The 25083-nt window shown below is 67.2% G+C and carries 23 protein-coding genes and 1 tRNA gene; 23 read left to right on the forward strand and 1 reads right to left on the reverse strand.

Annotation, left to right across the window (positions count from 1 at the left end):
- Window positions 1–155: 155 nt before the first annotated feature.
- The 3 genes from carA (at window position 156) to greA (ending at window position 5086) form a co-directional block, all read left to right on the forward strand.
- Window positions 156–1322 (forward strand): glutamine-hydrolyzing carbamoyl-phosphate synthase small subunit, encoded by a 1167-nt coding sequence (gene carA / locus ACJMK0_RS11560; RefSeq protein ID WP_405238563.1) that lies wholly within the window; start codon window positions 156–158, stop codon window positions 1320–1322.
- A 66-nt stretch (window positions 1323–1388) separates the two neighbouring features.
- Window positions 1389–4613: a carbamoyl-phosphate synthase large subunit gene (carB, locus tag ACJMK0_RS11565; protein WP_405238565.1), complete on the forward strand. Its 3225-nt coding sequence runs from the start codon at window positions 1389–1391 to the stop codon at window positions 4611–4613.
- Entirely contained in the window at window positions 4610–5086 is a 477-nt protein-coding gene (gene greA / locus ACJMK0_RS11570) for a transcription elongation factor GreA (RefSeq protein WP_405238567.1), read from the forward strand. Before carB ends, greA begins: the two co-directional genes overlap by 4 nt.
- 31 nt (window positions 5087–5117) lie before the next feature.
- Here greA and yhbY read toward each other — a convergent pair whose 3' ends face one another.
- Entirely contained in the window at window positions 5118–5408 is a 291-nt protein-coding gene (gene yhbY / locus ACJMK0_RS11575; protein ID WP_405238569.1) for a ribosome assembly RNA-binding protein YhbY, read from the reverse strand.
- A gap of 64 nt (window positions 5409–5472) precedes the next feature.
- Between yhbY and ACJMK0_RS11580 the strand changes: the two genes are divergently transcribed.
- The 20 genes from ACJMK0_RS11580 (at window position 5473) to ACJMK0_RS11675 (ending at window position 25043) form a co-directional block, all read left to right on the forward strand.
- A complete protein-coding gene (locus tag ACJMK0_RS11580) occupies window positions 5473–6096 on the forward strand; it encodes an RlmE family RNA methyltransferase (protein ID WP_405238571.1) in 624 nt (207 codons plus the stop codon).
- 53 nt (window positions 6097–6149) lie between these two features.
- On the forward strand, window positions 6150–8075 hold the full coding sequence (gene ftsH, locus ACJMK0_RS11585; protein ID WP_405238572.1) for an ATP-dependent zinc metalloprotease FtsH: 1926 nt from the start codon (window positions 6150–6152) through the stop codon (window positions 8073–8075).
- 161 nt (window positions 8076–8236) lie between these two features.
- The gene (gene folP / locus ACJMK0_RS11590; RefSeq protein WP_405238574.1) at window positions 8237–9100 is read left to right on the forward strand and encodes a dihydropteroate synthase; all 864 of its coding nucleotides are present in this window, start codon (window positions 8237–8239) and stop codon (window positions 9098–9100) included.
- Window positions 9097–10431, forward strand: a complete 1335-nt coding sequence (glmM, locus tag ACJMK0_RS11595; protein WP_405238576.1) for a phosphoglucosamine mutase — start codon at window positions 9097–9099, stop codon at window positions 10429–10431. The genes folP and glmM overlap by 4 nt, the downstream gene beginning before the upstream one ends.
- A gap of 145 nt (window positions 10432–10576) precedes the next feature.
- The gene (tpiA, locus tag ACJMK0_RS11600) at window positions 10577–11338 is read left to right on the forward strand and encodes a triose-phosphate isomerase (protein ID WP_405238578.1); all 762 of its coding nucleotides are present in this window, start codon (window positions 10577–10579) and stop codon (window positions 11336–11338) included.
- A 10-nt stretch (window positions 11339–11348) separates the two neighbouring features.
- A complete protein-coding gene (gene secG, locus ACJMK0_RS11605; protein ID WP_405238580.1) occupies window positions 11349–11780 on the forward strand; it encodes a preprotein translocase subunit SecG in 432 nt (143 codons plus the stop codon).
- A 31-nt stretch (window positions 11781–11811) separates the two neighbouring features.
- Window positions 11812–11896 (forward strand) — tRNA-Leu (locus ACJMK0_RS11610).
- A 255-nt stretch (window positions 11897–12151) separates the two neighbouring features.
- Window positions 12152–12448, forward strand: coding sequence for an NADH-quinone oxidoreductase subunit A (gene ndhC / locus ACJMK0_RS11615; RefSeq protein ID WP_405239042.1), 297 nt, complete (start codon window positions 12152–12154; stop codon window positions 12446–12448).
- Window positions 12418–12972 carry a NuoB/complex I 20 kDa subunit family protein gene (locus tag ACJMK0_RS11620; RefSeq protein WP_405238582.1) on the forward strand — a complete coding sequence of 185 codons (555 nt, stop codon included), beginning with the start codon at window positions 12418–12420 and terminating at the stop codon, window positions 12970–12972. The genes ndhC and ACJMK0_RS11620 overlap by 31 nt, the downstream gene beginning before the upstream one ends.
- A gap of 9 nt (window positions 12973–12981) precedes the next feature.
- Window positions 12982–13686 (forward strand): NADH-quinone oxidoreductase subunit C, encoded by a 705-nt coding sequence (locus ACJMK0_RS11625; RefSeq protein WP_405238585.1) that lies wholly within the window; start codon window positions 12982–12984, stop codon window positions 13684–13686.
- Window positions 13679–14932, forward strand: coding sequence for an NADH-quinone oxidoreductase subunit D (locus tag ACJMK0_RS11630; protein ID WP_405238587.1), 1254 nt, complete (start codon window positions 13679–13681; stop codon window positions 14930–14932). The genes ACJMK0_RS11625 and ACJMK0_RS11630 overlap by 8 nt, the downstream gene beginning before the upstream one ends.
- A complete protein-coding gene (locus ACJMK0_RS11635; RefSeq protein ID WP_405238588.1) occupies window positions 14929–15429 on the forward strand; it encodes an NADH-quinone oxidoreductase subunit NuoE family protein in 501 nt (166 codons plus the stop codon). Before ACJMK0_RS11630 ends, ACJMK0_RS11635 begins: the two co-directional genes overlap by 4 nt.
- Window positions 15429–16733, forward strand: a complete 1305-nt coding sequence (gene nuoF / locus ACJMK0_RS11640) for an NADH-quinone oxidoreductase subunit NuoF (protein WP_405238590.1) — start codon at window positions 15429–15431, stop codon at window positions 16731–16733. Before ACJMK0_RS11635 ends, nuoF begins: the two co-directional genes overlap by 1 nt.
- 22 nt (window positions 16734–16755) lie before the next feature.
- Window positions 16756–18951, forward strand: a complete 2196-nt coding sequence (gene nuoG, locus ACJMK0_RS11645) for an NADH-quinone oxidoreductase subunit NuoG (RefSeq protein WP_405238591.1) — start codon at window positions 16756–16758, stop codon at window positions 18949–18951.
- A gap of 59 nt (window positions 18952–19010) precedes the next feature.
- Window positions 19011–20045 carry an NADH-quinone oxidoreductase subunit NuoH gene (gene nuoH, locus ACJMK0_RS11650; protein WP_405239044.1) on the forward strand — a complete coding sequence of 345 codons (1035 nt, stop codon included), beginning with the start codon at window positions 19011–19013 and terminating at the stop codon, window positions 20043–20045.
- 12 nt (window positions 20046–20057) lie between these two features.
- Complete coding sequence (gene nuoI / locus ACJMK0_RS11655; RefSeq protein ID WP_405221934.1) at window positions 20058–20540, forward strand: NADH-quinone oxidoreductase subunit NuoI; 483 nt, start codon at window positions 20058–20060, stop codon at window positions 20538–20540.
- 62 nt (window positions 20541–20602) lie between these two features.
- Window positions 20603–21208 (forward strand): NADH-quinone oxidoreductase subunit J, encoded by a 606-nt coding sequence (locus tag ACJMK0_RS11660; protein WP_405239046.1) that lies wholly within the window; start codon window positions 20603–20605, stop codon window positions 21206–21208.
- A gap of 5 nt (window positions 21209–21213) precedes the next feature.
- Window positions 21214–21516 carry an NADH-quinone oxidoreductase subunit NuoK gene (gene nuoK, locus ACJMK0_RS11665; RefSeq protein ID WP_405223758.1) on the forward strand — a complete coding sequence of 101 codons (303 nt, stop codon included), beginning with the start codon at window positions 21214–21216 and terminating at the stop codon, window positions 21514–21516.
- A 3-nt stretch (window positions 21517–21519) separates the two neighbouring features.
- Window positions 21520–23487, forward strand: coding sequence for an NADH-quinone oxidoreductase subunit L (gene nuoL / locus ACJMK0_RS11670; RefSeq protein ID WP_405238593.1), 1968 nt, complete (start codon window positions 21520–21522; stop codon window positions 23485–23487).
- Between the two features lie 26 nt (window positions 23488–23513).
- Entirely contained in the window at window positions 23514–25043 is a 1530-nt protein-coding gene (locus ACJMK0_RS11675) for an NADH-quinone oxidoreductase subunit M (protein ID WP_405238595.1), read from the forward strand.
- Window positions 25044–25083 lie beyond the last annotated feature (40 nt).

The following is a 25083-nucleotide window of genomic DNA, read 5'->3' on the forward strand; positions in this document are numbered from 1 at the left end:
CCGCAGGCCTGCATTACACTATGGCGGGTCGCCCTAGAGTGTGGCGGCCCGGGCGGAAGGGCATCCCAGTTGCGTACCAGGGGGGATTCCTTCCGCTTTTGCACATCTGCAAACCGCGATAGACGCGATAGATTCGCAAGAGGGGCCGCCATACGATGACACCTGCGGTACTGGCACTGGAAGACGGCTCGGTTTTTCACGGCATCTCCGTCGGGGCCGAGGGCCGGACCATCGGCGAGGTGGTCTTCAACACCGCGATGACCGGGTACCAGGAGATCCTCACGGATCCGTCCTATTGCCGCCAGATCGTCACGCTGACCTATCCCCACATCGGCAACACCGGCTGCAACAGCGACGACCTGGAGTCGCGCAAGGTGTTCGCCGCGGGTCTCGTCATCCGCGACCGCTCCATGGTCGCCAGCAACTACCGCTCGGAGCAGTCCCTCGGCGAGTTCCTGCGCCGGGGCAACGTGGTGGCCATCGCCGACATCGACACCCGCCGGCTCACCCGCCTGCTCCGTGAGAAGGGCGCGCTGGCCGGCTGCATCATGACCGGCGAGGACATGGCCGAGACGGCCCTGCGCGATGCGCGGAAATTCCCCGGCATCGCCGGCATGGATCTGGCGAAGTTCGTCACCACCGACAGCGCCTACCAGTGGGCCCAGGGCAGCATCTGGCCCGACCGCGACCCGGTGGTGACCCGCCGCATCGCGCCCAATCACGTGGTGGCCTACGACTTCGGCATCAAGCGCAACATCCTGCGGCGGCTGGCCGAGCACGACTGCCGCATCACCGTGGTGCCGGCCACGACCCCTGTCGAGGAGGTGCTGGCGCTCGCGCCCGACGGTGTGTTCCTGTCCAACGGCCCGGGCGACCCGGAGCCCTGCGACTACGCCATCGAGGCCACCCGGCGGCTGCTCGACGAGGGCCTGCCGCTGTTCGGCATCTGCCTCGGCCACCAGATCCTCGGCCTGGCCGCCGGCGCGAAGACCGAGAAGATGAAATTCGGCCACCACGGCGCCAACCACCCGGTGCAGGAACTGGCCACCGGGCGGGTCTTCATCACCAGCCAGAACCACGGCTTCGCGGTGGCGGAGGACAGCCTGCCGGACAACGTCCGCACCACCCACCGGTCGCTGTTCGACGGCTCGCTGCAGGGCATCGAACTGGTGGACCGGCCCGCGTTCAGTTTCCAGGGGCATCCGGAGGCGAGTCCGGGGCCGCATGACATCGATACGCTCTTCGAGCACTTCGTGGAGCTGATCGAAGCCACGAGAGCCCAGCGTCGAGAGGTGGAAGCCTCCGCGTCGGTCCTTAGATAACAGTAGCTTAGGGTTGATTCTTAAAGTGATCTGGCGCCGATCGGGCGGCGCCGGTCAGGAGCCGCCATGCCAAGACGCGACGACATCGAGAGCATCCTGATCATCGGTGCCGGGCCGATCGTGATCGGCCAGGCCTGCGAGTTCGACTACTCCGGCGCACAGGCCTGCAAGGCGCTCAGGGAGGAGGGCTACCGGGTGATCCTGGTGAACTCCAACCCGGCCACGATCATGACCGATCCGGAGACGGCGGACGCCGTCTACATCGAGCCGGTGCACTGGCGCGCGGTGGCCAAGGTGATCGAGCGCGAGAAGCCCGATGCGCTGCTGCCCACCATGGGCGGCCAGACGGCGCTGAACTGCGCTCTCGACCTGGTGCGGGAAGGCGTGCTGGAGCAGCACGGCGTGGAGCTCATCGCCGCGTCCCGGGATGCCATCGACATGGCCGAGGACCGGGAGCAGTTCCGCGAGGCGATGACCGAGATCGGACTGGAGTCGCCCCGCTCGATCATCGCCCATACGCTCGAGGAGGCCATCGAGGTGCAGGCCGAGATCGGCTTCCCGACCATCATCCGGCCCTCCTTCACCCTGGGCGGCAGCGGCGGCGGCATCGCCTACAACAAGGAGGAGTTCGAGCGCATCGTGGCCAACGGCCTCGACCTCTCGCCCACCAACGAGGTGCTGCTCGAGGAGTCCGTGCTCGGCTGGAAGGAATACGAGATGGAGGTGGTGCGCGACCGCAACGACAACTGCATCATCATCTGCTCCATCGAGAACTTCGACCCCATGGGTGTGCACACCGGCGACTCCATCACGGTGGCCCCGGCGCAGACCCTGACCGACAAGGAATATCAGCGCATGCGCGACGCCTCCATCGCCGTGCTGCGCAAGATCGGGGTGGAGACCGGCGGCTCCAACGTGCAGTTCGCGGTGAACCCGGAGAACGGCCGGTTGCTGGTGATCGAGATGAATCCCCGGGTGTCGCGTTCCTCGGCGCTGGCCTCCAAGGCGACGGGTTTCCCCATCGCCAAGGTGGCGGCGAAGCTCGCCGTCGGCTACACCCTGGACGAACTCAGGAACGAGATCACCGGCGGCGCCACGCCGGCCTCGTTCGAGCCCACCATCGACTACGTGGTCACCAAGATCCCGCGCTTCACCTTCGAGAAGTTCGTGGGCAGCAACGACCGGCTGACCACCCAGATGAAGTCGGTGGGCGAGGTGATGTCCATCGGCCGCACCTTCCAGGAGTCGCTGCAGAAGGCGCTCAGAGGGCTGGAGACGAACATCGACGGCCTGGTGGAGCGAATTCCGGCGCAGCCGGCCGAGGAGGACATGGAGCGGCTGCGCCACGAGCTCAGGGCCGCCGGCGGCGAGCGAATTCTGTATGTCGCCGACGCTTTCCGCCACGGCATGAAGCTGGACGAGGTGGCGCGCATCACCCGCATCGATCCCTGGTTCCTGGCTCAGCTCCGTGACCTGGTGCGCGAGGAGGAGAGCGTGCGCAGCGAGGGCCGCGAGATCCTGACGGCCGCGCGGCTGCGGGAGCTGAAGCGCAAGGGCTTCTCGGATTCCCGGCTGGCCGGGCTGATCGGTGCGGAGGAATCGGAGCTCCGCGCGGCGCGGCAAGAGCACGGCGTGGTCCCGGTATTCAAGCGGGTGGACACCTGCGCCGCCGAGTTCGCCACCGACACCGCCTACATGTATTCCACCTACGAGGAGGAGTGCGAGTCGGAGCCTACCGACCGGCGCAAAATCATGATTCTCGGTGGCGGCCCCAACCGCATCGGCCAGGGCATCGAGTTCGACTATTGCTGCGTGCACGCGGCTCTGGCCCTGCGGGAGTCGGGCTTCGAGACCATCATGGTGAACTGCAACCCGGAGACGGTCTCCACCGACTACGACACCTCCGACCGGCTGTATTTCGAGTCGCTGACGCTCGAAGACGTGCTGGCGATCATCGATGTCGAGCGGCCTGAGGGCGTCATCGTCCAGTACGGCGGGCAGACGCCGCTGAAGCTCGCCCGGGACCTGGAGGCGGCAGGGGCGCCCATCATCGGCACGTCGCCGGACTCGATCGACCTGGCCGAGGACCGGGAGCGCTTCCAGTCGCTGATCAACGGTCTCGGTCTGCGCCAGCCGCCGAACCGTACGGCCCGGGACGAGGCCTCCGCTCCGGGGCTGGCCGCCGAGGTGGGCTATCCGCTGGTGGTGCGCCCCTCCTACGTGCTCGGCGGCCGGGCCATGGAGATCGTCTACAGCGAGGAGGACCTGGTGGCCTACATGGAGGCCGCGGTGAGCGTGTCGAACAAGAGCCCCGTGCTGCTGGATCGCTTCCTCGACCTGGCCACCGAGGTGGACGTGGACGCCATCTGCGACGGCGAGGACGTGCTCATCGGCGGCATCATGGAGCACGTGGAGCAGGCGGGCGTGCATTCGGGCGATTCCGGCTGCTCGCTGCCGCCGTTCAGTCTGAACGAGGAGCTCCAGGCCGAGATTCGCGAGCAGGTGGTGAAGCTCGCCCACGGCCTGAGCGTGGTGGGCCTCATGAACACCCAGTTCGCGATCCAGAACGGCATCGTCTATCTGCTGGAGGTCAACCCGCGTGCCTCGCGCACGGTGCCGTTCGTGTCGAAGGCCACCGGGATCCCGCTGGCCAAGGTGGCGGCGCGGGTGATGGTGGGCGAGTCCCTGGCGGTGCAGGGCTACACCGGGCAGGTCACGCCGCACTTCTATTCGGTGAAGGAATCCGTGTTCCCGTTCGCCAAGTTCCCGGAGGCCGACCCCATCCTCGGCCCGGAGATGAAGTCGACCGGCGAGGTGATGGGCACCGGCCGCACTTTCGGCGAGGCCTACGCCAAGGCCCAGCTCGCCTCCGGCGTGATCCTGCCGCGCCGTGGCACGGCGCTCCTGTCGGTGCGCGACCGGGACAAGGACGGCGCCGTCGCGCTGGCGGAGCTGCTAGTGGCCAGAGGATTTGATATCGTGGCCACCGACGGCACCGCGAGAGCGCTCAAGTCCGCCGGTGTGCCGTGCCGGCGCATCAACAAGGTCAGGGAAGGGCGCCCGCACATCGTCGACGTTATCAAGAACGGAGAAATCTCGTTCATCGTCAACACGACGGAGGGCAAGCAGGCCATCCGTGATTCGCACTCCATCCGGGGTGAGGCGGTGCACAAGAAGGTGACCTATTACACGACGCTGGCGGCAGCCGTGGCGACGTGCGAGGCCCTTGCGCATCTGGACGATGACGAGGTCAACCGACTGCAGGATCTGCACAAGGAGTTGGCAGCTTGACGAAAGTACCGATTACATTGCGAGGCGCGGAGAAGCTCCGCGAGGAACTGAAGCGTCTCAAGAGTCAGGAGCGGCCGCGCGTCATCCAGGCCATCGCGGAGGCGCGCGCCCATGGCGACCTCAAGGAGAACGCCGAGTACCACGCCGCCAAGGAGCAGCAGGGCTTCATCGAGGCCCGCATCAAGGACATCGAGGGCAAGCTCTCCCACGCCCAGATCATCGACGTCACCCAACTCGGCGACGGCGGCAAGGTGGTGTTCGGCGCCACCGTGCAGCTGATCGAGGAGGCGAGCGGCGAGGAGATCACCTACCGGATCGTCGGCGAGGACGAGGCGGACATCAAGACGGGCCTGATCTCGGTGACCTCGCCGATCGCCCGTGCGCTGATCGGCAAGGAAGAGGGCGAGCAGGTCACCGTGGCCGCCCCCGGCGGCGACAAGCACTACGAGATCGTGGAGGTGCGCTACGTCTGACGGGGCGGTCCGCAGGCACCCGCAGACGGGCTCAGACGACGATGCGGGGTTTCTCGGGGTGGCGGCGGTAGAGCAGGGCGACGTGCCCGATGCGCTGCACCACCTCGGCGCCGGTGGCCTCGGCGAGCGTGTCGATGACGGCGTCGCGGACTTCCCGGTCGGCCCCGTGCACCTTCGCCTTCACCAGCTCGTGGTGCTCCAGCGCGAGGTCGCATTCGCGGATCACGCCTTCGGACGCGCCGGCGTCGCCCACCAGGATGACCGGCTTGAGGTCGTGACCGAGGCGGCGCAGATGCTTGCGTTGTTTCTCGCTGAGTGCCATGGCTGCGCAGTTTACCAGCAGCCGGGCATCGGCGGTCGGTCCATGAGCCGGTCATGAACAGGCCATGAGCAACCCGAAGGGCAGTTCCGCCGGCTGGCGCCAGCGCCAGGAGCGCGATCCCTACGTCCAGCGCGCGCGCGACGAGGGTTACCGTTCCCGCGCCGTGTACAAGCTGGAGGAGCTGCTGGAGAAGGCCCGCTTGCCGGGCCGCCCCGGCCTGGTCATCGACCTCGGGGCCGCACCCGGCGCCTGGAGCCAGTACGTGGTGCGCCGGTGGGGCGAGAAGACCCGGGTGCTGGCCCTCGACATCCTGCCGATGGACGAGATCCCCGGCGTGCAGTTCCTGCAGGGGGATTTTACCGAGTCAGAAGTTCTACAGCGGCTGACGGCGGCACTCGGCGGGGAGCGTGCCGACCTTGTGTTGAGCGACATGGCCCCCAACATCTCCGGAAACCGATCCGTTGACCAACCGCGGGCGATGTATCTGGCTGAATTGGCTCTGGAACTCGCCTGCGACACGCTGAGCCCCGGCGGCACCTTCATCTGCAAGGTGTTCCAGGGCGAGGGATTCGACGATTTCGTACGGGCCGCGCGGGAGCGTTTCCGCCAGGTCCGGGTGGTCAAGCCGAAGGCGTCCCGGCCCGCCAGCCGCGAGGTCTATCTGCTGGCGAGAAACTATCAACTGTAGTACGGTCTAACGTTTAGACTGCGTCTAAGCATGGCCAAGGAAGAGGGGCCGGAGTGAACGATCTCACCAAGAACATTATCGTCTTTGTCGTCATCATCGTCGTCCTGCTGTCCGTGGCGCAGGGCTTCGGTCCCGTGGGCACCCAGTCCCAGGAGGTGCCGTACTCGGACTTCCTGGAGCAGGTGCGCAGCGGCAACGTTGAAGAAGTGGTCTTCGAGGGCCGCAATATCCACTTCACCCGTGACGACAACGCGCGCTACATGACCTACAGCCCCGAGAGCGACAATACCGTCCTCATTGGCGAGCTCATGGACAACAACGTGGACTTCCGCGCCAAGCAGCAGGAAGGCCAGGGCTTCTGGACCCAGTTGTTCATCAACTCCTTCCCCATCCTGCTGCTGATCGGCGTCTGGGTCTATTTCATGCGCCAGATGCAGGGCGGCGGGGCCGGCCGCGGCGCCATGTCCTTCGGCAAGAGCAAGGCACGGCTGCTCGGCGAGGACCAGGTCAGCGTGACCTTCGCCGACGTCGCGGGCGTGGAGGAGGCCAAGGAAGAGGTCGTGGAGGTCGTCGACTTTCTGAAGGACCCGAGCAAGTTCCAGCGCCTCGGCGGCAAGATCCCGAAGGGCGTGCTCATGGTGGGCTCGCCGGGCACCGGCAAGACGTTGCTGGCACGGGCCATCGCCGGCGAGGCCAAGGTGCCGTTCTTCACCATCTCCGGTTCCGACTTCGTGGAGATGTTCGTCGGCGTCGGCGCCTCGCGCGTGCGTGACATGTTCGAGCAGGCCAAGAAGCACGCGCCCTGCATCATCTTCATCGACGAGATCGACGCGGTCGGCCGCCATCGCGGTGCCGGCCTCGGCGGCGGCCACGACGAGCGCGAGCAGACGCTGAACCAGCTGCTGGTCGAGATGGACGGCTTCGAGGGCAACGAGGGCATTATCGTCATCGCGGCCACCAACCGTCCGGACGTGCTCGACCCCGCGCTGCTGCGCCCGGGCCGCTTCGACCGCCAGGTGGTGGTGCCGCTGCCGGACGTGCGCGGCCGCGAGCAGATCCTGAAGGTGCACATGCGCAAGGTGCCCATCGGCGACGACGTGCAGCCGAACATCATCGCCCGCGGCACCCCCGGCTTCTCCGGCGCCGACCTCGCCAACCTGGTGAACGAGGCCGCGCTGTTCGCGGCCCGCGCCAACCGCCGGGTGGTGGGCATGGAGGAGTTCGAGAAGGCCAAGGACAAGATCATGATGGGCGCCGAGCGCCGCTCCATGGTCATGAGCGAGGACGAGAAGAAGCTGACCGCGTATCACGAGGCCGGCCACGCCATCGTGGGCCTGCGGGTGCCGGATCACGACCCGGTCTACAAGGTCACCATCATCCCGCGCGGCCGGGCGCTCGGCGTGACCATGTTCCTGCCGGAGCAGGACCGCTACAGTTTCTCCAAGCAGCGGCTGCAGAGCCAGATCTCCAGTCTGTTCGGCGGCCGCCTCGCCGAGGAGCTGATCTTCGGTGCGGACAAGGTGACCACCGGCGCGTCAAACGACATCGAGCGGGCCACCGAGATCGCGCGCAGCATGGTCACCAAGTGGGGCCTGTCCGAGAAGCTGGGCCCGCTGACCTACAGCGAGGACGAGGGCGAAGTCTTCCTCGGCCGCTCCGTCACCGAGCACAAGAACGTCTCCGACCAGACGGCACATGCCATCGACGAGGAGATCCGCGCCATCATCGACGCCAACTACCAGCGCGCGAAGCAGATCCTCATCGACAACGAGAAGCAGCTGCACCTGATGGCCGAGGCACTCATCAAGTACGAGACCATCGACGAGGGCCAGATCAGAGACATCATGGAGGGCCGCGAGCCGCGTCCGCCCGTCGACTGGGACGACACCGGCCGGCCGCCGGGTCTGCAGGGCGACGAGGACGGGAAGGCGGCGAAGGAAGGCGATGGCAAGATCGGCGGTCCGGCAAGCCAGCACTGAGCGGCAGCCCGCCATTCGCACGTACCGGCAGCCCCAGGGCTGCCGGTTTCGTTTGGGTGGCCCGAACGCCGGGCGGTGGGACCCCTGGCCAGGAACGGCCGGTCCTGAATCATCGACACTGAGCATCGACACACTGAGCATCGGACATTGAGCATCGGCGCATGAGCGACTCGCTGAAGCTGGGCCGGACGGTCCTCGATCTCTCGAGCCCGGTCGTGATGGGCGTACTGAACGTCACCCCGGACTCGTTCTCCGACGGCGGCCGTTTCACCGGGCGCGCCGCGGCGCTGGAACAGGCGCGCGCGATGGTCCATGCAGGCGCGGCCATCGTGGACGTGGGCGGCGAGTCCACCCGGCCCGGCGCGGAGCCGGTGTCCGTACAGCAGGAACTCGACCGCGTGCTGCCCGTGATCGAGGCGATTCGCAGCGAACTCGACGTGGCCGTCTCGGTGGACACCTCCAAGCCGGAGGTCATGCGCGAGGCGGTCGCCGCCGGCGCCTCGATGATCAACGACGTCTGTGCCCTGCGCCGTCCGGGCGCGCTGGAGGCGGCGGCCGCCCTGGACGCCGGGGTCTGCCTTATGCACATGCAGGGCGAGCCACGCACGATGCAGGCCGATCCCCGCTACCACGACGTCGTGGCGGAAGTGACGGAGTTCCTGGTCTCGCGGGCAGCGGACTGCGAAGCTGCCGGCATCGGCCGGGAGCGGATCGTGATCGACCCCGGCTTCGGTTTCGGCAAGACCGTGGCGCACAACCTGTCGCTGCTGTCCGGCCTGGGGACGCTGCGTGGCACGGGCTACCCCGTGCTCGCAGGGCTGTCCAGAAAGTCGCTGCTGGCGGCACTCACGGGGCGTCCCGTGGAGGAGCGCATGGTCGGCAGCGTGGTGCTGGCGGCATTGGCGGCGGAGCGCGGTGCCCATATCATACGGGCTCACGACGTGGCCGAGACGCGGGACGCGCTGGCGATAGTCGCTGCAGTGGCGGCTGTTGCCGCGGCCAGGGAACAAGGGGAACGGACTTGAGCAGACGATATTTCGGTACCGACGGCATCCGGGGGCGCGTCGGCGACCACCCCATGACGGCGGAATTCGCCATGCGGCTCGCCTCGTCCGCCGCGGAGGTGCTGGTGCCCGACGGCGGCAAGGTGCTGATCGGCAAGGATACGCGGGTCTCGGGCTACATGTTCGAGTCCGCGCTCGAGGCCGGCTTCGTGGCCGCCGGCGCCGACGTGCTGCTGCTGGGGCCGCTGCCCACACCCGGCATCGCGCACCTGACCCAGAAGTTCGAGGCGGACCTCGGCGTGGTGATCAGCGCCTCCCACAATCCCTATTACGACAACGGCATCAAGTTCTTCGACCGCCAGGGCGGCAAGCTCTCCGACCAGATCGAGCTCGCCATCGAGGAGGGGCTGGAGCAGCCGGCGCGCACCAAGGACTCCGCCCACCTGGGTCAGGCCCAGCGCATCGACAGCGCGCGGCGCCAGTACATGGAGTTCTGCCAGTCCACACTGCCCCCCGACCTGAGCCTGCGGGGCCTGAAGGTGGTGATCGACGGCGCCAACGGTGCGGGCTACAAGGTGGCGCCGCGGGTGCTGGGTGCACTGGGCGCCGAGGTCATCCCCATCGGCTGCTCGCCGAACGGCCGCAACATCAACGACGGCTGCGGCTCGCTGCATCCGGAGCTCCTGCAGCTGACCGTGCCCGGGGTGCGTGCCGACGTGGGCATCGCGCTCGACGGCGACGGCGACCGAGTGGTGATGGTCGATCACGAGGGCAACATCATCGACGGCGATCAGCTGCTCTACGTGGTGGCGCTGGCGCGCCAGCGTTCCGGCGAGCTGCGCGGGCCCGTCGTGGGCACGGTCATGAGCAATCTCGGCCTGGAGCTGTCTCTGCGGGAGGCCGGCATCGACTTCCGGCGTGCCAAGGTCGGCGACCGCTACGTGATGCAGCTGCTGCGCGAGACGGGCGGCACCCTGGGCGGCGAGACCTCCGGCCACATCATCTGCCTGGACCGAACCACCACCGGCGACGGGCTGGTGAGCGCGTTGCAGATGCTCGCCATCATGAAAGACAGCGGCGAGTCGCTGAAGGCGCTGACCGCCGGCATGCCGCGGATGCCCCAGCACATGGTCAACGTCCGCGTGGCGAGCCGCATCGATCTGGACGGCTCGGTCCCGGTGCAGAAGGCCGTCGCGGAGGTGCAGGAGCTCCTGGGCGGCCGCGGCCGGGTGGTGCTGCGGCCCTCGGGCACCGAGCCCGTCATCCGCGTGATGGTGGAGGGCGAGGACGCCGGCGAGGTGGAGGAGCTTGCTCTTCGCATCGCCGCGGTGGTGGAGCGCAGCGCGGCCTGAGGCGGGCCGCGGCCCCCGGCGCAGGGGCGCTGCCGCGGGGGCCTTTGCCGGGCTTGCGACCCTTTGCGGACATTGATTTGCGCGGGTGCGGCCGGTATCCTTCGCGCCCTTTCACGGCCCCGGCCATGGGGCGCGGAGACGCACTGTGAGACAATATCTGGTCGCCGGCAACTGGAAGATGCACGGGAGCCTGGCGGACAACCGGGCGTTGATCGACGGCATCCTCGAGGGGGTGGGCGAGGCGCCGGGCGTGGAGTTCCTGGTGTGCCCGCCGTCGGCGTATCTGGCCTCGGTGGGCGAGCAGCTCGGCGGCAGCGGCGTCGAGCTGGGTGCCCAGGACGTCTCCGAGCACGAGTCTGGTGCGTACACCGGCGAAGTCTCCGCCGCCATGCTGGCCGATCTCGGTTGCCGTTACGCGATCGTGGGCCATTCGGAGCGGCGCACGCTGTACGGCGAGACCGACGACCGGGTGGCGGCCAAGTTCGCCGCCGCGCACAGGCAGGGCCTGGTGCCCATCCTCTGCATCGGCGAGACGCTGGAGCAACGGGAAGCCGACGAGACCGAGGCCGTGATCCGCCGCCAGCTGCTGGCCGTGATCGACGAGGTCGGCATCGCGGCGTTCGCCGACGCGGTGGTGGCCTACGAGCCCGTCTGGGCCATCGGCACGGGCCGCACGGCCAGCCCGGAGCAGGCGGGGGAGGTGCATACCTTCATCCGCGGGCTGGTGCGGGACCGGGACGCGAAGGTGGCCGACGGGCTGCGCATCCTGTACGGCGGGAGCGTGAAGGGCGACAATGCGCCGGGCCTGTTCGCCCGGGAAGACATCGACGGCGGCCTGATCGGCGGCGCGTCGCTGAAGGCCGCGGAGTTCCTCGCCATCGGGCGTGCGGCTGCCGCGGCAGGATAAGAGACACACTATGAGCACACTTTACGTCATCCTGACGGTGGCGCTGGTCTTCATGGCCATCGGCATCATCGCGCTGGTCCTGCTGCAGAAAGGCAAGGGCGCAGATGCGGGTGCGGCCTTCGGTTCCGGCGCCTCCGGCACGGTGTTCGGCGCCCGCGGCACGGGCAGCTTCCTGTCCCGCGCCACCGCGGTGCTCGCCACCCTGTTCTTCGCCAACTGCCTGGCGCTCGCCTACCTGAGCGGTCAGCAGGGCGGCAGCGAGAGCCTGCTCGAGCAGGAGGCGGGTCAGGCGGAGCAGGGTCCGGCGCAGGCACTGCCGGCCGAGAATATCGAGGACCCGCTGCCACTGCCGGACTCCGCAGGGGATAGCGGGGACCAGAACCTAGATCAGTTGCCGGCGGTCGATCAGCCCGCGGAAGACGGCGACGGCCAGGACCGGTAACCGGCCCGTAAAGGAGATCCGTTCGATCGATGCCGACGTGGTGGAATTGGTAGACACGCTGTCTTGAGGGGGCAGTGGCGCAAGCCGTGCCGGTTCGAGTCCGGCCGTCGGCACCACACACGACAAGAGCGGCGGTCCCGGCAGGGGCCGCCGTTTTTTTGCTCTTTTTTTTGATTGCTGGACAAGTCCGGTGTAAGCCGAAGTAGCGTCGCGCGAGCGTTACACCATGCTGCCAGGCTGATACAATAGCGGGCCAACTGGGGCTGTCGGCCCTTAGGTTTCCATCTGTCGAGATTCAGGCTGCACCTATCGTGCTGGAAAACTATTTGCCCATCCTGATCTTCCTGGCGCTGTCGGCGGGTGTTGGTGCGTTGCTGCTGATCCTCGGCTTCGTCTTCGGCCACGGCAGCAAGGATCCGGAGAAGCTCGCACCCTACGAGTGCGGTTTCGAGGCCTTCGAGGATTCGCGCATGCGTTTCGACGTGCGCTACTACCTGGTGGCCATCCTGTTCATCATCTTCGATCTGGAGATCGCGTTTCTCTTCCCCTGGGCGGTATCGCTGGATACGGTCGGCGGCTTCGGCCTGCTGGCCATGGCGCTGTTCCTGGCCATCCTGGTGGTCGGCTTCATCTACGAGTGGAAGAAGGGGGCCCTGGAATGGGACTGAGCGAGGCTGACAGGCAGGAATTCGGCCTGGACGAGGCCCGCACGCCGCTGCCGGAAGGCAGTATCCAGAAGAAGGGCTTCGTCGTCACCGCGGTGGATAACGTCGTGAACTGGGCGCGCACCGGGTCCATGTGGCCGATGACCTTCGGCCTGGCCTGCTGCGCCGTCGAGATGATGCACGCCGGTGCCGCCCGTTACGATCTGGACCGCTTCGGCGTGATCTTCCGGCCCAGCCCGCGCCAGTCCGACGTGATGATCGTGGCCGGCACGCTGGTGAACAAGATGGCGCCGGCGCTGCGCAAGGTCTACGACCAGATGCCCGAGCCGCGCTGGGTGATCTCCATGGGTTCCTGTGCGAACGGCGGCGGCTACTATCACTACAGCTACTCGGTCGTGCGCGGCTGCGACCGCATCGTCCCCGTGGACGTCTACGTGCCGGGCTGCCCGCCCACCGCGGAGGCGCTTCTCTACGGCATCATCCAGCTGCAGAAGAAGATCCGCCGCACCAGCACGATCGCGCGTTGAGGCATCCGCATGAGTGAACGCAGAGAGGCTCTGGCTGCGGCCATCGACGAGCGCTTCGGCGCAGCGGTCGCCCGCGTCCCGTCCACCTGCGGCGAGATCACCTTCGAGGTGGAGAAGGACCGGCTGCTCGAGGTGGCCACGGCGCTGCGCGACGAAGACGACTTCGCCTTCGACATGCTGATGGACGTCTGCGGCGTCGACTACCTGGATTACGGGCATGCCGAGTGGAAGACGCTGGATGCCACGGACACCGGTTTCTCCCGGGGCGTGGATCGGGAGCCGGTCATCATCGACGATGCCGAGAGCTTCGACCCGCAGCGCTTCGCGGTGGTCTACCATCTGCTCTCCGTGGCGAAGAACCGGCGTCTCCGGCTGCGCGTCTACTGCGGCCCGGACAACCCGCCGCGCCTGCCGTCGGTCATGGACATCTGGGCGTCGGCCGACTGGTTCGAGCGCGAGGTCTTCGACCTGTTCGGCATCCTCTTCGACGGCCACCCGGACCTGCGCCGCATCCTCACCGACTACGGCTTCATCGGCCATCCGTTCCGCAAGGACTTCCCGTTGTCCGGCAACGTGGAGGTGCGCTACGACCCGGACAAGCGACGGGTCGCCTATCAGCCGGTCACCATCGAGCCGCGCACGCTGGTGCCGAAGGTGATCCGCGACGACCATCGCTACGAAGAACAATTGAGAGGCACTTCGAGCGATGGCTGAGATCCAGAACTTCACCATGAATTTCGGGCCCCAGCATCCGGCGGCTCACGGCGTTCTGCGTCTCGTGCTGGAGATGGACGGCGAGGTGATCCAGAAGGCCGACCCCCACGTGGGACTCCTGCACCGGGCCACCGAGAAGCTGGCCGAGTCGAAGCCCTACAACCAGAGCATCGGCTACATGGACCGGCTCGACTACGTGTCCATGATGTGCAACGAGCACGGCTACGTGATGGCCATCGAGAAGCTGCTGGGCATCACGCCGCCGCTGCGCGCCCAGTACATCCGGGTGATGTTCGACGAGATCACCCGCATCCTGAACCACCTGATGTGGCTCGGCGCCCACGGGCTGGATATCGGCGCCATGACCGTGTTCCTGTACTGCTTCCGTGAGCGCGAGGACCTCATGGACTGCTACGAGGCGGTGTCTGGCACGCGGATGCACGCCACCTACTATCGCCCCGGCGGCGTCTACCGCGACCTGCCGGAGGAGATGCCGAAATATCAGCCGTCGAAGTGGCACAGCCAGAAGGAAGTGGACGAGATGAACCGGGCGCGGGAAGGCTCGCTGCTCGACTTCATCCGCGACTTCACCGACCGCTTCCCGGCCTGCGTGGACGACTACGAGACGCTGCTCACCGACAACCGCATCTGGAAGCAGCGCACGGTGAACATCGGCGTGGTCTCGCCGGAGCGGGCGCTGCAGCTCGGCTTCAGCGGCCCCATGTTGCGCGGCTCGGGCATCGAGTGGGACCTCCGCAGGAAGCAGCCCTACGAGGTCTACGACCGGCTCGACTTCGAGATCCCCGTGGGCGTCAACGGCGATTGCTACGACCGCTACCTGGTGCGGATCGAGGAGCTGCGCCAGTCCAACCGGATCATCCGCCAGTGCATCGACTGGCTGGAGCAGAACCCCGGCCCCGTGATGCTGGACGACCGCAAGATCGCGCCGCCGACCCGCGTGGAGATGAAGGACGACATGGAATCGCTGATCCACCACTTCAAGCTCTTCACCGAGGGCTACGTGGTGCCGGAAGGCGAGGCCTATGCCGCCGTCGAGGCGCCGAAGGGCGAGTTCGGCTGCTACCTGATATCGGACGGGGCCAACAAGCCCTACCGGCTGAAGGTACGGGCGCCGGGCTTCGCCCATCTCGCCGCCATGAACGAGATGGTGCAGGGGCACATGCTGGCGGACGTGGTCGCGGTGATCGGCACCCAGGATATCGTGTTCGGGGAGGTGGACCGGTGAGCGAGCAGACGGCAGCGGTGGAGCTCAGCACCCACGTGCGCGAGGAGATCGACAAGTGGACCGCGCGCTTCCCCGAGGACCGCAAGCGCTCGGCGGTGATCGGTGCGCTGCATGCCGTGCAGCACGAGAACGGCGGCTATCTCACGCCGCAGATCATGGACGCCGTCGCGGCTTACCTGCAGCTGCCGCCCATCCAGGTGTACGAGGTCGCCACGTTCTACTCGATGTTCGAGACGAAGCCGGTGGGCCGGCACAGCGTCTCCATCTGCACCAACGTCTCCTGCATGCTGCGGGGCGCCGAAGACCTGGTGGAGCACGTCGAGAAGAAGCTCGGCGTCTCCCTGGGTGAGAGCACGCCGGACGGGCGCATCTACCTGAAGCGCGAGGAGGAGTGCCTCGCCGCCTGCTGCGGGGCGCCGATGATGATGGTGGACCACGTCTACCACGAGAATCTCACCCCCGAGCGCATCGACGAGATACTGGACGCACTGGACTGATGAGCAACGACGAGAACCTGGTCTGCTACGCCACGCTCGGGCAGGACGAGCCCTGGAGCCTCGAGGCCTACCGCAAGGTGGGCGGCTACGAGGCGTGGGAGCGCATACTGAAGGGCGAGATGACGCCGGAGGCGGTGATCGATGAGGTCAAGGAGTCGGGGCTGAAGGGCCGCGGCGGTGCCGGCTTCCCGACGGGCCTGAAGTGGAGCTTCATGCCGCGCAGCGCGCCGGTGCAGAAGTACATCGTCTGCAACTCCGACGAGAGCGAGCCGGGCACCTGCCACGACCGGGAGATCCTGCGCTACAACCCGCATTCCCTCGTCGAGGGGATGGCCATCGCCGGTTACGCGATGGGCGCCACGGTGGGTTACAACTACATCCGCGGGGAGTTCATGGAAGAGCCGGTGCCGAGGTTCGAGGCCGCGCTGGCCGAGGCCTACGAGGCGGGGCTGCTCGGCAGGGACATCCGCGGCTCCGGCATCGATTTCGATCTCTACACCTTCGTCGGCGCCGGCGCCTACATCTGCGGCGAGGAGACGGCGCTGCTGGAATCCCTCGAAGGCAAGCAGGGCAAGCCGCGTTTCAAGCCGCCGTTCCCCGCGAACTTCGGCGTTTACGGCAAGCCCACCACCGTGAACAACACCCAGTCGCTCGCGAGCGTGCCGTCCATCATCCGCAAAGGCGCCAGGTGGTTCTCGGACCTGGGCGTGGAGGGCTCCGGCGGCACGGCCATCTTCTCGGTGTCCGGGCACGTGGAGCGCCCCCAGAACCTGGAACTGCCCATGGGCATCCCGTTCCCGGACCTGCTGGAGCGCTGCGGCGGCATGCTGGGCGGGCGCAAGCTGAAGGCGGTGATCCCGGGCGGCTCCTCGGTACCCGTGCTGCCGGCCGACATCATCATGGGCTGCACCATGGACTACAACTCGCTGAAGGAAGCGGGCTCGTCCTTCGGCACCGGCGCCGTGATGGTGATGGACGAGACCACCTGCATGGTGCGCGTCCTGCGGCGCATCTCCCGCTTCTACATGGCCGAGTCCTGCGGCCAGTGCACGCCCTGCCGCGAGGGCACGGGCTGGCTGTATCGCATGCTGACCCGCATGCTCGAGGGCAAGGCCACGGCGGGCGACCTGGACAAGCTTCTCGACGTGGCCAACAAGATCGAGGGCCACACCATCTGCGCGCTGGGCGACGCCGCCGCGTGGCCGGTGCAGAGCTTCCTGAAACACTTCCGCCACGAATTCGAATACATGGTCGAGCACAAGGGCCGGAGCATCGTCGAGGACGACGACCGCCGGGCCGCGTGACCCGCACCGCACTGCGAGCATCATGAGCGACGATCTGGTCAACATAGAAGTCGACGGCAAGCCCCTGCAGGCGCGCAAGGGCCAGATGCTGATCGAGGTCACGGACGCGGCGAACATCTACGTGCCGCGTTTCTGCTACCACGAGAAGCTGTCCGTGGCGGCCAATTGCCGCATGTGCCTGGTGGAGGTGGAGAAGGCGCCGAAGCCGCTGCCCGCCTGCGCCACCCCGGTCAACGAAGGCATGAAGGTCTTCACCCGTTCCGCCAGGGCGGTCTCGGCGCAGAAGGCCACCATGGAGTTCCTGCTCATCAACCACCCGCTGGACTGCCCCATCTGCGACCAGGGCGGCGAGTGCGAGCTGCAGGACCTCGCCATGGGCTTCGGCCGCGACGTCTCCCGCTACACCGAAGGCAAGCGGGTGGTGAAGGATCAGGACCTGGGGCCGCTGGTGTCCACGGACATGACCCGCTGCATCCACTGCACCCGCTGCGTGCGCTTCGGCCAGGAGATCGCCGGAATCCAGGAGCTGGGCACCACGGACCGCGGCGAGCACATGAAGATCGGCACCTATATCGAGAAAAGCGTCGATCACGAACTCTCCGGCAACATCATCGACGTCTGCCCGGTGGGCGCGCTGAACAACAAGCCCTACCGCTACAGCGCGCGCGCCTGGGAGATGGTGCAGCGGCCGATGGTCTCGCCGCACGACTGCGCGGGCAGCAACCTCCATGCACATGTGCTCCGGGGCACGGTCAAGCGCATCGTTCCCCGCCGCAACGAGGCGATCAACGAGACCTGGATCGCCGATCGGGATCGATTCAGCTACGAGGGCATCTACAGCGAGGCCCGGCTGCGCGAGCCCATGGTGAAGCGGGACGGGCACTGGGAGCCGGTGTCCTGGGAGGACGCGCTGTCGGTGACGGCCGAGCGCCTGCGCGAGATCGCCGCAGCGGACCCGGCCGACGTCGCTTTGCTGACGGCGCCTTCGGCGACCCTCGAGGAGTGTCACCTGCTGGCCCGCCTGGGCGAGCACCTGGGCACCGCGAACGTGGATCATCGCCTGCGCCGGCGCGACTTCCGCGACCAGGACGCCGACCCCGTATTCCCCGCGCTCGGCCGCTCGCTGGAGGGCTTCGAGGATCTCGACGCGCTGCTGGTCGTGGGTTCGAACCTGCGCAAGGAAGTACCCATGCTGGCCCATCGCGTCCGCAAGGCGGCCGTGGGCGGCGCGAAGGTCTCTTTCGTGAACCCGGAGCGCTATCCCTATTTCTTCGGCGTGGAGGCCTACGCCGAGGGCGGTCTGCTCGCCGGGCTGGCCGGCGTCGCGGCCGCTGCCGCGGAACTGCGGGATACGGCGGTGCCGGCTCCGGTGCGCGCTCTGACCGAGGGTGTTACCCCCGACGACGAGCATCGCCGCGCCGCCGCCGGCCTCGTGGAGGGCGACGACGGGCTGATACTGCTCGGGCTGATCGCCGGGCGGCACCCGCGCTACGCCGATCTGCGTGCGCTGGCCGCCGCGCTGGCGGAGCTGACCGGCACGGCTATCGGCTATGTCTCCGAGGGCGCCGATTCGGCCGGGGCCTGCCTGGCCGGTGTGCTGCCCCATCGCGCCGCGGCCGGCGCCCGCCGGGAGACGCCCGGCCGGGACGTCGCCAGCCTGCTCGCGGAGCCGCCGCGCGGGTTGCTGCTGATGGGCGCCGACCCGGACGAAGACTTCGCCGCCGACGCGGGGCCGGCCTTCGCCGGCAGTGAGTTCGTGGTGGCGCTGACCGCCTATCGCACGCCCGGCGTCGAGGCCGCCGCGGATGTCATGCTGCCGCTCGGCACCGCATTCGAGACGGCCGGCACCTTCGTGAACGGCGAGGGGCGGGTGCAGAGCTTCGCGGGCGTCGCCAGCCCGGTGGGCGAGGCGCGCCCCGGCTGGAAGATACTGCGTGTGATCGGCAACCTGCTGGATGTGCCCGGCTTCGATTACGTCTCCGCCGAACAGGTGCGGGACGAGGCGCTCGGCAGGATCGGCACACCCGTACCGGACAACGCCTACGCGGGCGAACACGTGTGCGAGGCGGCGGACGAGCCCGAGGGCTCGATACTCGACGTACCCATCTACCGGGTGGATCCCCTGGTTCGCCACGCCCACGCCCTGCAGCTGACGGTGGACGGTCGCGAGGGCCGCGAGCGCAGCGAGCACGACGACCGGCTGGAGGCCGCAGGGTGAACGAGTTCCTGAATCTCATCAGTTTCGGGCTGCTGGGCCGGCTGCCGGAGACGGTGCAGATGGTCACGGTCGTCACCACCCAGATCGTGGCCGTGATGGTGTGCGTGATCCTGACCGTGGCCTTCCTGACGCTGGCCGAGCGCAAGGTGATCGGCTCCATCCAGAACCGCATCGGGCCGAACCGAGTGGGCTTCCGGGGCCTCCTGCAGCCGTTCGCCGACGTGCTGAAGCTGCTGATGAAGGAGGTCGTGGTACCCACCAACTCCAGCCGCTTCCTGTTCGTGATCGCGCCGCTGCTGTCCATCACGCCGGCGCTGGCCACCTGGGCCGTGATCCCGCTCAGCGAGGACTTCGTCCTGGCCGACATCGACGCGGGCCTCCTCTACGTGCTCGCGCTCACCTCGGTGGGCGTCTACGGCGTCATCCTGGCCGGCTGGGCCACCAACTCCAAGTACGCCTTCCTCGGCGCCATGCGCTCCGCCGCGCAGATCGTCGCCTACGAGATCGCCATGGGTTTCGCGCTGGTGGGCGTGCTGATGGCGGCCGGCAGCCTGAATCTCGGCGAGATCATCCGCGCCCAGCAGGGCGGCATCACCAACTGGTTCTGGCTGTGGCTGCTGCCGCTGTTTGTGGTCTATTTCATCTCCGGCGTCGCCGAGACCAACCGGGCGCCGTTCGACGTGGCCGAGGGAGAATCCGAGATCGTCGCCGGCTTCCACGTGGAGTACTCCGGCATCGCCTTCGCGGTGTTCTTCCTGGCCGAGTACGCCAACATGGTGCTGATCTCGGCGCTGGCGGCGGTGCTGTTCTGGGGCGGCTGGCTGTCGCCGTTCGAGGGTCTGATCGGGTTCGCCGGCATCAGCGAGACAGCCCTCATCGTGCAGCCGGGCTTCTTCTGGTTCGCGCTGAAGACCGCATTCTTCCTGTTTTGTTTCCTCTGGCTGCGGGCCACGTTCCCGCGCTATCGCTACGACCAGATCATGCGGCTCGGCTGGAAGGTGTTCATCCCGGTGACGATCGTCTGGATCGCCGTCGAGGGCCTGCTCGCGTGGCTGCAGGTGGGCCCCTGGGCGCGGCTGGCGGCGGGCGTGTAGGGGAGAGTGCGGATGGTCAGGAATATCCTCAAGACGTTTCTGCTGCTCGAGCTCTGGCGCGGCCTGATGCTGACCGGGCGGAATCTGTTCCACACCAAGGTGACGGTGCAGTACCCGGAGGAGAAGACGCCGCAGTCGCCGCGCTTCCGTGGTCTGCACGCCCTGCGCCGCTACCCGAACGGGGAGGAGCGCTGCATCGCCTGCAAGCTCTGCGAGGCGGTCTGCCCGGCGCTGGCCATTACCATCGAGTCCGACGTCGGGCCGGACGGCACGCGCCGCACAACCCGTTACGATATCGATCTGTTCAAGTGCATCTACTGCGGCTTCTGCGAAGAGGCATGCCCGGTGGATGCGGTCGTCGAGACCCGGATCCACGAGTACCACATGGAGAACCGGGGCGAGAACATCATGACCAAGGAGAAACTGCTGGCCGTCGGCGAGAAGTACGAACCGATGATCGCCGCCGACAAGGCCGCGGACGCGCCCTACCGCTAGGGCAGGGCGCCGCAATCGACCACTGACGAGGGGCTCCCGGGAGCGGAGCCATTGGGGACCGGATTTTGTTTGAGACGCTGCTCTTCTACGTCTTCAGCGCCGTGCTGATCGGTGCGGCACTCGGTGTGATCTTCTCGCGGAATCCGGTGTATTCCGTGATGTTCCTCGTGCTGGCGTTCTTCAACAGCGCGGTGCTGTGGCTGCTGGCCGAGGCGGAGTTCCTGGCCATCGTGCTGGTGCTGGTCTACGTCGGCGCGGTCATGGTGCTGTTCCTGTTCGTCGTCATGATGCTCGACGTCAACGTGGAGGCGGTGCGCGAGGGTCTCACCCGCTACGCGCCGCTGGGCCTCGTGGTCGCCGTGATCATGGTGGTCGAGCTGGTGCAGGTCATCTGGGCGAAGAGCCACGGGCTCACGACGATGGCGGACGCGCCGCCCCTGCCGGAGGGCTACAGCAATACCAAGGCGCTGGGCTCGGTGCTCTACACCGAGCACGTGTACGCCTTCGAGCTGGCCGCGGTGATACTGCTGCTGGCCATCGTCGCGGCGATCACGCTGACCATGCGCCGGCGCCCGGGCCTGAAGGTGCAGAACATCTCCCGGCAGGTGAGCGCCCGCCGCGAGGATCGGGTGCGCCTGGTCAGCATGGACTCGGAGGAGCGCCAGTGAGCGGCATCGGACTGCAGCACTACCTCACGTTGTCGGCAATCCTGTTCTCGCTGGCGGTCGCCGGTATCTTCATCAACCGCAAAAACGTCATCCTGCTGTTGATGTGCATCGAGCTCATGCTGCTGGCGGTGAACTTCAATTTCGTGGCCTTCTCCCGTTACGTGGGCAACGAGCTCGGCCAGGTATTCGTGTTCTTCATCCTGACCGTGGCGGCGGCCGAAGCGGCCATCGGGCTGGCCATCCTGGTGGTGCTGTTCCGCAGCCGGCGCAGCATCGACGTCGAGAACATGGACGCGATGAGGGGCTAGCGCATGCAAGCGATGCATCTCACCATCGTCCTCGCGCCCCTCGTCGCCGCCATCATTGCGGGCGTGTTCGGCCGGCAGATCGGCCGGGCCGGGTCGCACTGGATCACCATCCTCGCGGTGGGTCTCTCCGCGGTGCTCTCGCTGCTGGTGCTGAAGGACCTGGTGTTCGACGGCGGCGAGGTGCAGAACTACACCGTCTACACCTGGGCCGTCACCGACGGGCTGCGCATGGAGGTGGGCTTCCTTATCGACCGTCTGAGCGCGCTGATGATGGTGGTGGTGACCTTCGTCTCGCTGATGGTGCACATCTACACCATCGGCTACATGCACGACGACCCGGGCTACCAGCGCTTCTTCAGCTACATCTCCCTGTTCACCTTCGCCATGCTGATGCTGGTGATGTCGAACAACTTCCTGCAGCTGTTCTTCGGCTGGGAGGCCGTGGGGCTGGTGTCCTACCTGCTGATCGGCTTCTGGTACAAGAAGCCCACGGCCATCGTCGCCAACCTGAAGGCGTTCCTGGTGAACCGGGTGGGCGACTTCGGCTTCATCCTCGGCATTGCCGCCGTGGTGATGTTCGCCGGCACGCTGGACTACGCCGAGACCTTCGCCCAGGCCGAGCGCATCGCCGGCCGGGAGATCGAGATCTTCGCCGGCAGTCCCTGGAATGCCATGACGGTGATCTGCATCCTGCTGTTCATCGGCGCCATGGGCAAATCGGCCCAGGCGCCCCTGCACGTCTGGCTGCCGGATTCCATGGAGGGCCCCACGCCGATCTCCGCGCTGATCCACGCGGCCACCATGGTCACGGCGGGCATCTTCATGGTGGCGCGGATGTCGCCGCTGTACGAACTCTCGGCCACCGCACTGGGTTTCGTGCTGATCATCGGCGCGGTGACGGCCTTCTTCATGGGCCTGCTCGGCATCGTGCAGAACGACATCAAGCGGGTCGTGGCGTATTCGACCCTGTCACAGCTGGGCTACATGACCGTGGCACTCGGCGCCTCGGCCTACGCGGCGGGTATCTTCCACCTGATGACCCACGCCTTCTTCAAAGCGCTGCTGTTCCTGGCGGCTGGCTCGGTGATCATCGCCATGCATCACGAGCAGGACATCCGCCGGATGGGCGGGCTCAGGAAGTACATGCCCGTCACCTACTGGACCGCGCTGATCGGCTCGCTGGCGCTGATAGGTTTCCCGGGCACGGCCGGCTTCTTCTCCAAGGACGCCCTGATCGAGGCGGTGCACGCGGCGTGGGTGGAGCAGGGCAGCGTGGCCCATGCCATCGCCTACTGGAGCGTGCTGCTCGGCGTCTTCGTCACGGCGTTGTACTCGTTCCGCATGTTCTTCCTCGTGTTTCACGGCGAGGAGCGGATGGATGCCGCCACCCGGTCCCATCTGCACGAGACGCCGGCGGTGGTGACCGTGCCGCTGGTGCTGCTGGCCATCCCCTCGCTGCTGGTCGGCTGGTTCACCATTGGCCCGCTGCTGTTCGGGGACTTCTTCGGCGACGCCATCCGGGTAGCGCCCGAGCACGGCGCGCTGGCGGCCGTGGGCGAGACGTTCCACGGGCCCGCCGGCTTCATCCTGCACGCGTTCGGCGGGCCTGCCGTATATCTGGCGCTGGCCGGCCTCGGCGTCGCCTGGTACGTCTGGCTGCGCCGGCCGGAACTCGCGGCACAGGCGAGCGAGCGCCTGTCGCTCGTCTACCGCCTGCTGGTCAACAAGTACTATGCCGACGAGCTCTATCAGCGGGTGTTCGCGGCGGGCGGCCGCGGCATCGGCACCGTGCTGTGGAAGGCGGGCGACCAGGCGGTCATCGACGGCGTGATGGTCAACGGCACGGCCAGGGCCATCGGGCGCATCGCCGCGGCGCTGCGGCGGGTGCAGTCCGGCTATCTCTACCACTATGCGTTCGCGATGGTGATCGGTCTCACCGCGCTGCTCGGCTGGCTGTTGTGGGCCGGCTGAGCGCCGGAGTCTGAACGGGTCTGTCCATGGATTTCGATTATCTTCTGAGTCTGCTCATCTGGTTGCCGATCGCCGGCGGCGTGCTGGCGCTCGTCATCGGCGACGGCGACGACGCGGCTTCGCCGCGGGCGTCGGCCATGCGTCTGACGGCGCTGGTGACCTCGCTCGCGACCCTCGCCGCCAGCATCCCGCTGTTCACCGGCTTCGACCGGGCCAGCGCCGCCATGCAGTTCGTCGAGCGGGTGTCCTGGATCGAGACCTTCAACGTCTTCTACCACCTCGGCGTCGACGGGCTGTCGGTGCCGCTGATCCTGCTCACCACGTTCATCACGCCGCTGGTGATCATCGCCGGCTGGCGTGGCATCACGAAGCGCCCGGCCCAGTATTTCGCCGCCTTCCTGATACTCGAAGGGCTGATGGTCGGCGTGTTCTGCGCCCTGGACGCGATGCTGTTCTACGTCTTCTGGGAGGCGATGCTGGTGCCGATGTTCCTGATCATCGGCGTCTGGGGCGGCGAGCGGCGGATCTACGCCACCATCAAGTTCTTCCTCTACACCTTCCTCGGCTCGGTGTTCATGCTGGTCTCGCTGATCTGGCTGTACGTGCAGTCGGGCAGCTACGGCATCCTGGATTTCCACGCCATGCCCATCGGCATGGAGGCACAGATCCTGATCTTCCTCGCCTTCCTGCTGGCCTTCGCCGTGAAGGTGCCGATGTGGCCGGTGCATACCTGGCTGCCGGACGCCCACGTGGAGGCGCCCACCGGCGGCTCGGTGATCCTGGCGGCGATCATGCTGAAGATGGGCGGCTACGGCTTCGTGCGCCTGTCCCTGCCGATCCTGCCGGATGCCAGCCAGGCGCTGGACTGGCTGATGATCGCGCTGTCGCTGATCGCGGTGGTCTACATCGGCTTCGTCGCCCTCGTGCAGCAGGACCTGAAGAAGCTGATCGCCTATTCCTCCATCGCCCACATGGGTTTCGTCACTCTCGGTTTCTTCGTGCTCTGGGACATCGAGCAGTCCACCGGTTCGGTCAGCGGGGCGGGGCTGGGCCTCACCGGCGGCATGGTGCAGATGGTCTCCCACGGCCTCGTCTCCGGCGCCCTGTTCCTGTGCGTGGGCGTGATGTACGACCGCCTGCACACCCGGCGCATCGCCGACTACGGCGGCGTGGTGAACACCATGCCGGTATTCGCCGCGTTCATGGTCCTGTTCGCCATGGCCAACGCCGGGCTGCCCGGCACCTCCGGCTTCGTCGGCGAGTTCATGGTGATCCTGTCGAGCTTCAGGGCCTCGTTCTGGTACGCGCTGCTGGCCGGTACCACCCTCGTCCTGGGCGCGGCCTATACCCTGTGGATGGTGAAGCGCGTGGTCTTCGGCGACGTGGCCAACGAGCGGGTCGCGGGCCTGTCCGACCTCAACGGCCGGGAGTTCCTGGTGCTGGGCGTGCTCGCCGTCGCCGTGCTGCTGCTGGGCGTCTGGCCCGCGCCGCTGGTGGATCTCATGTCGGCGAGCGTGGACCAGCTGGTCGAACAGATGAGCCGGTCGAAACTGTGAACGGCGCGGTAAACCGGAACACTCAACCCAAGGTTTGACA

The organism is Lentisalinibacter orientalis, from assembly GCF_040706535.1.
GTDB classification, from domain to species: Bacteria; Pseudomonadota; Gammaproteobacteria; order Steroidobacterales; family Woeseiaceae; genus Lentisalinibacter; species Lentisalinibacter orientalis.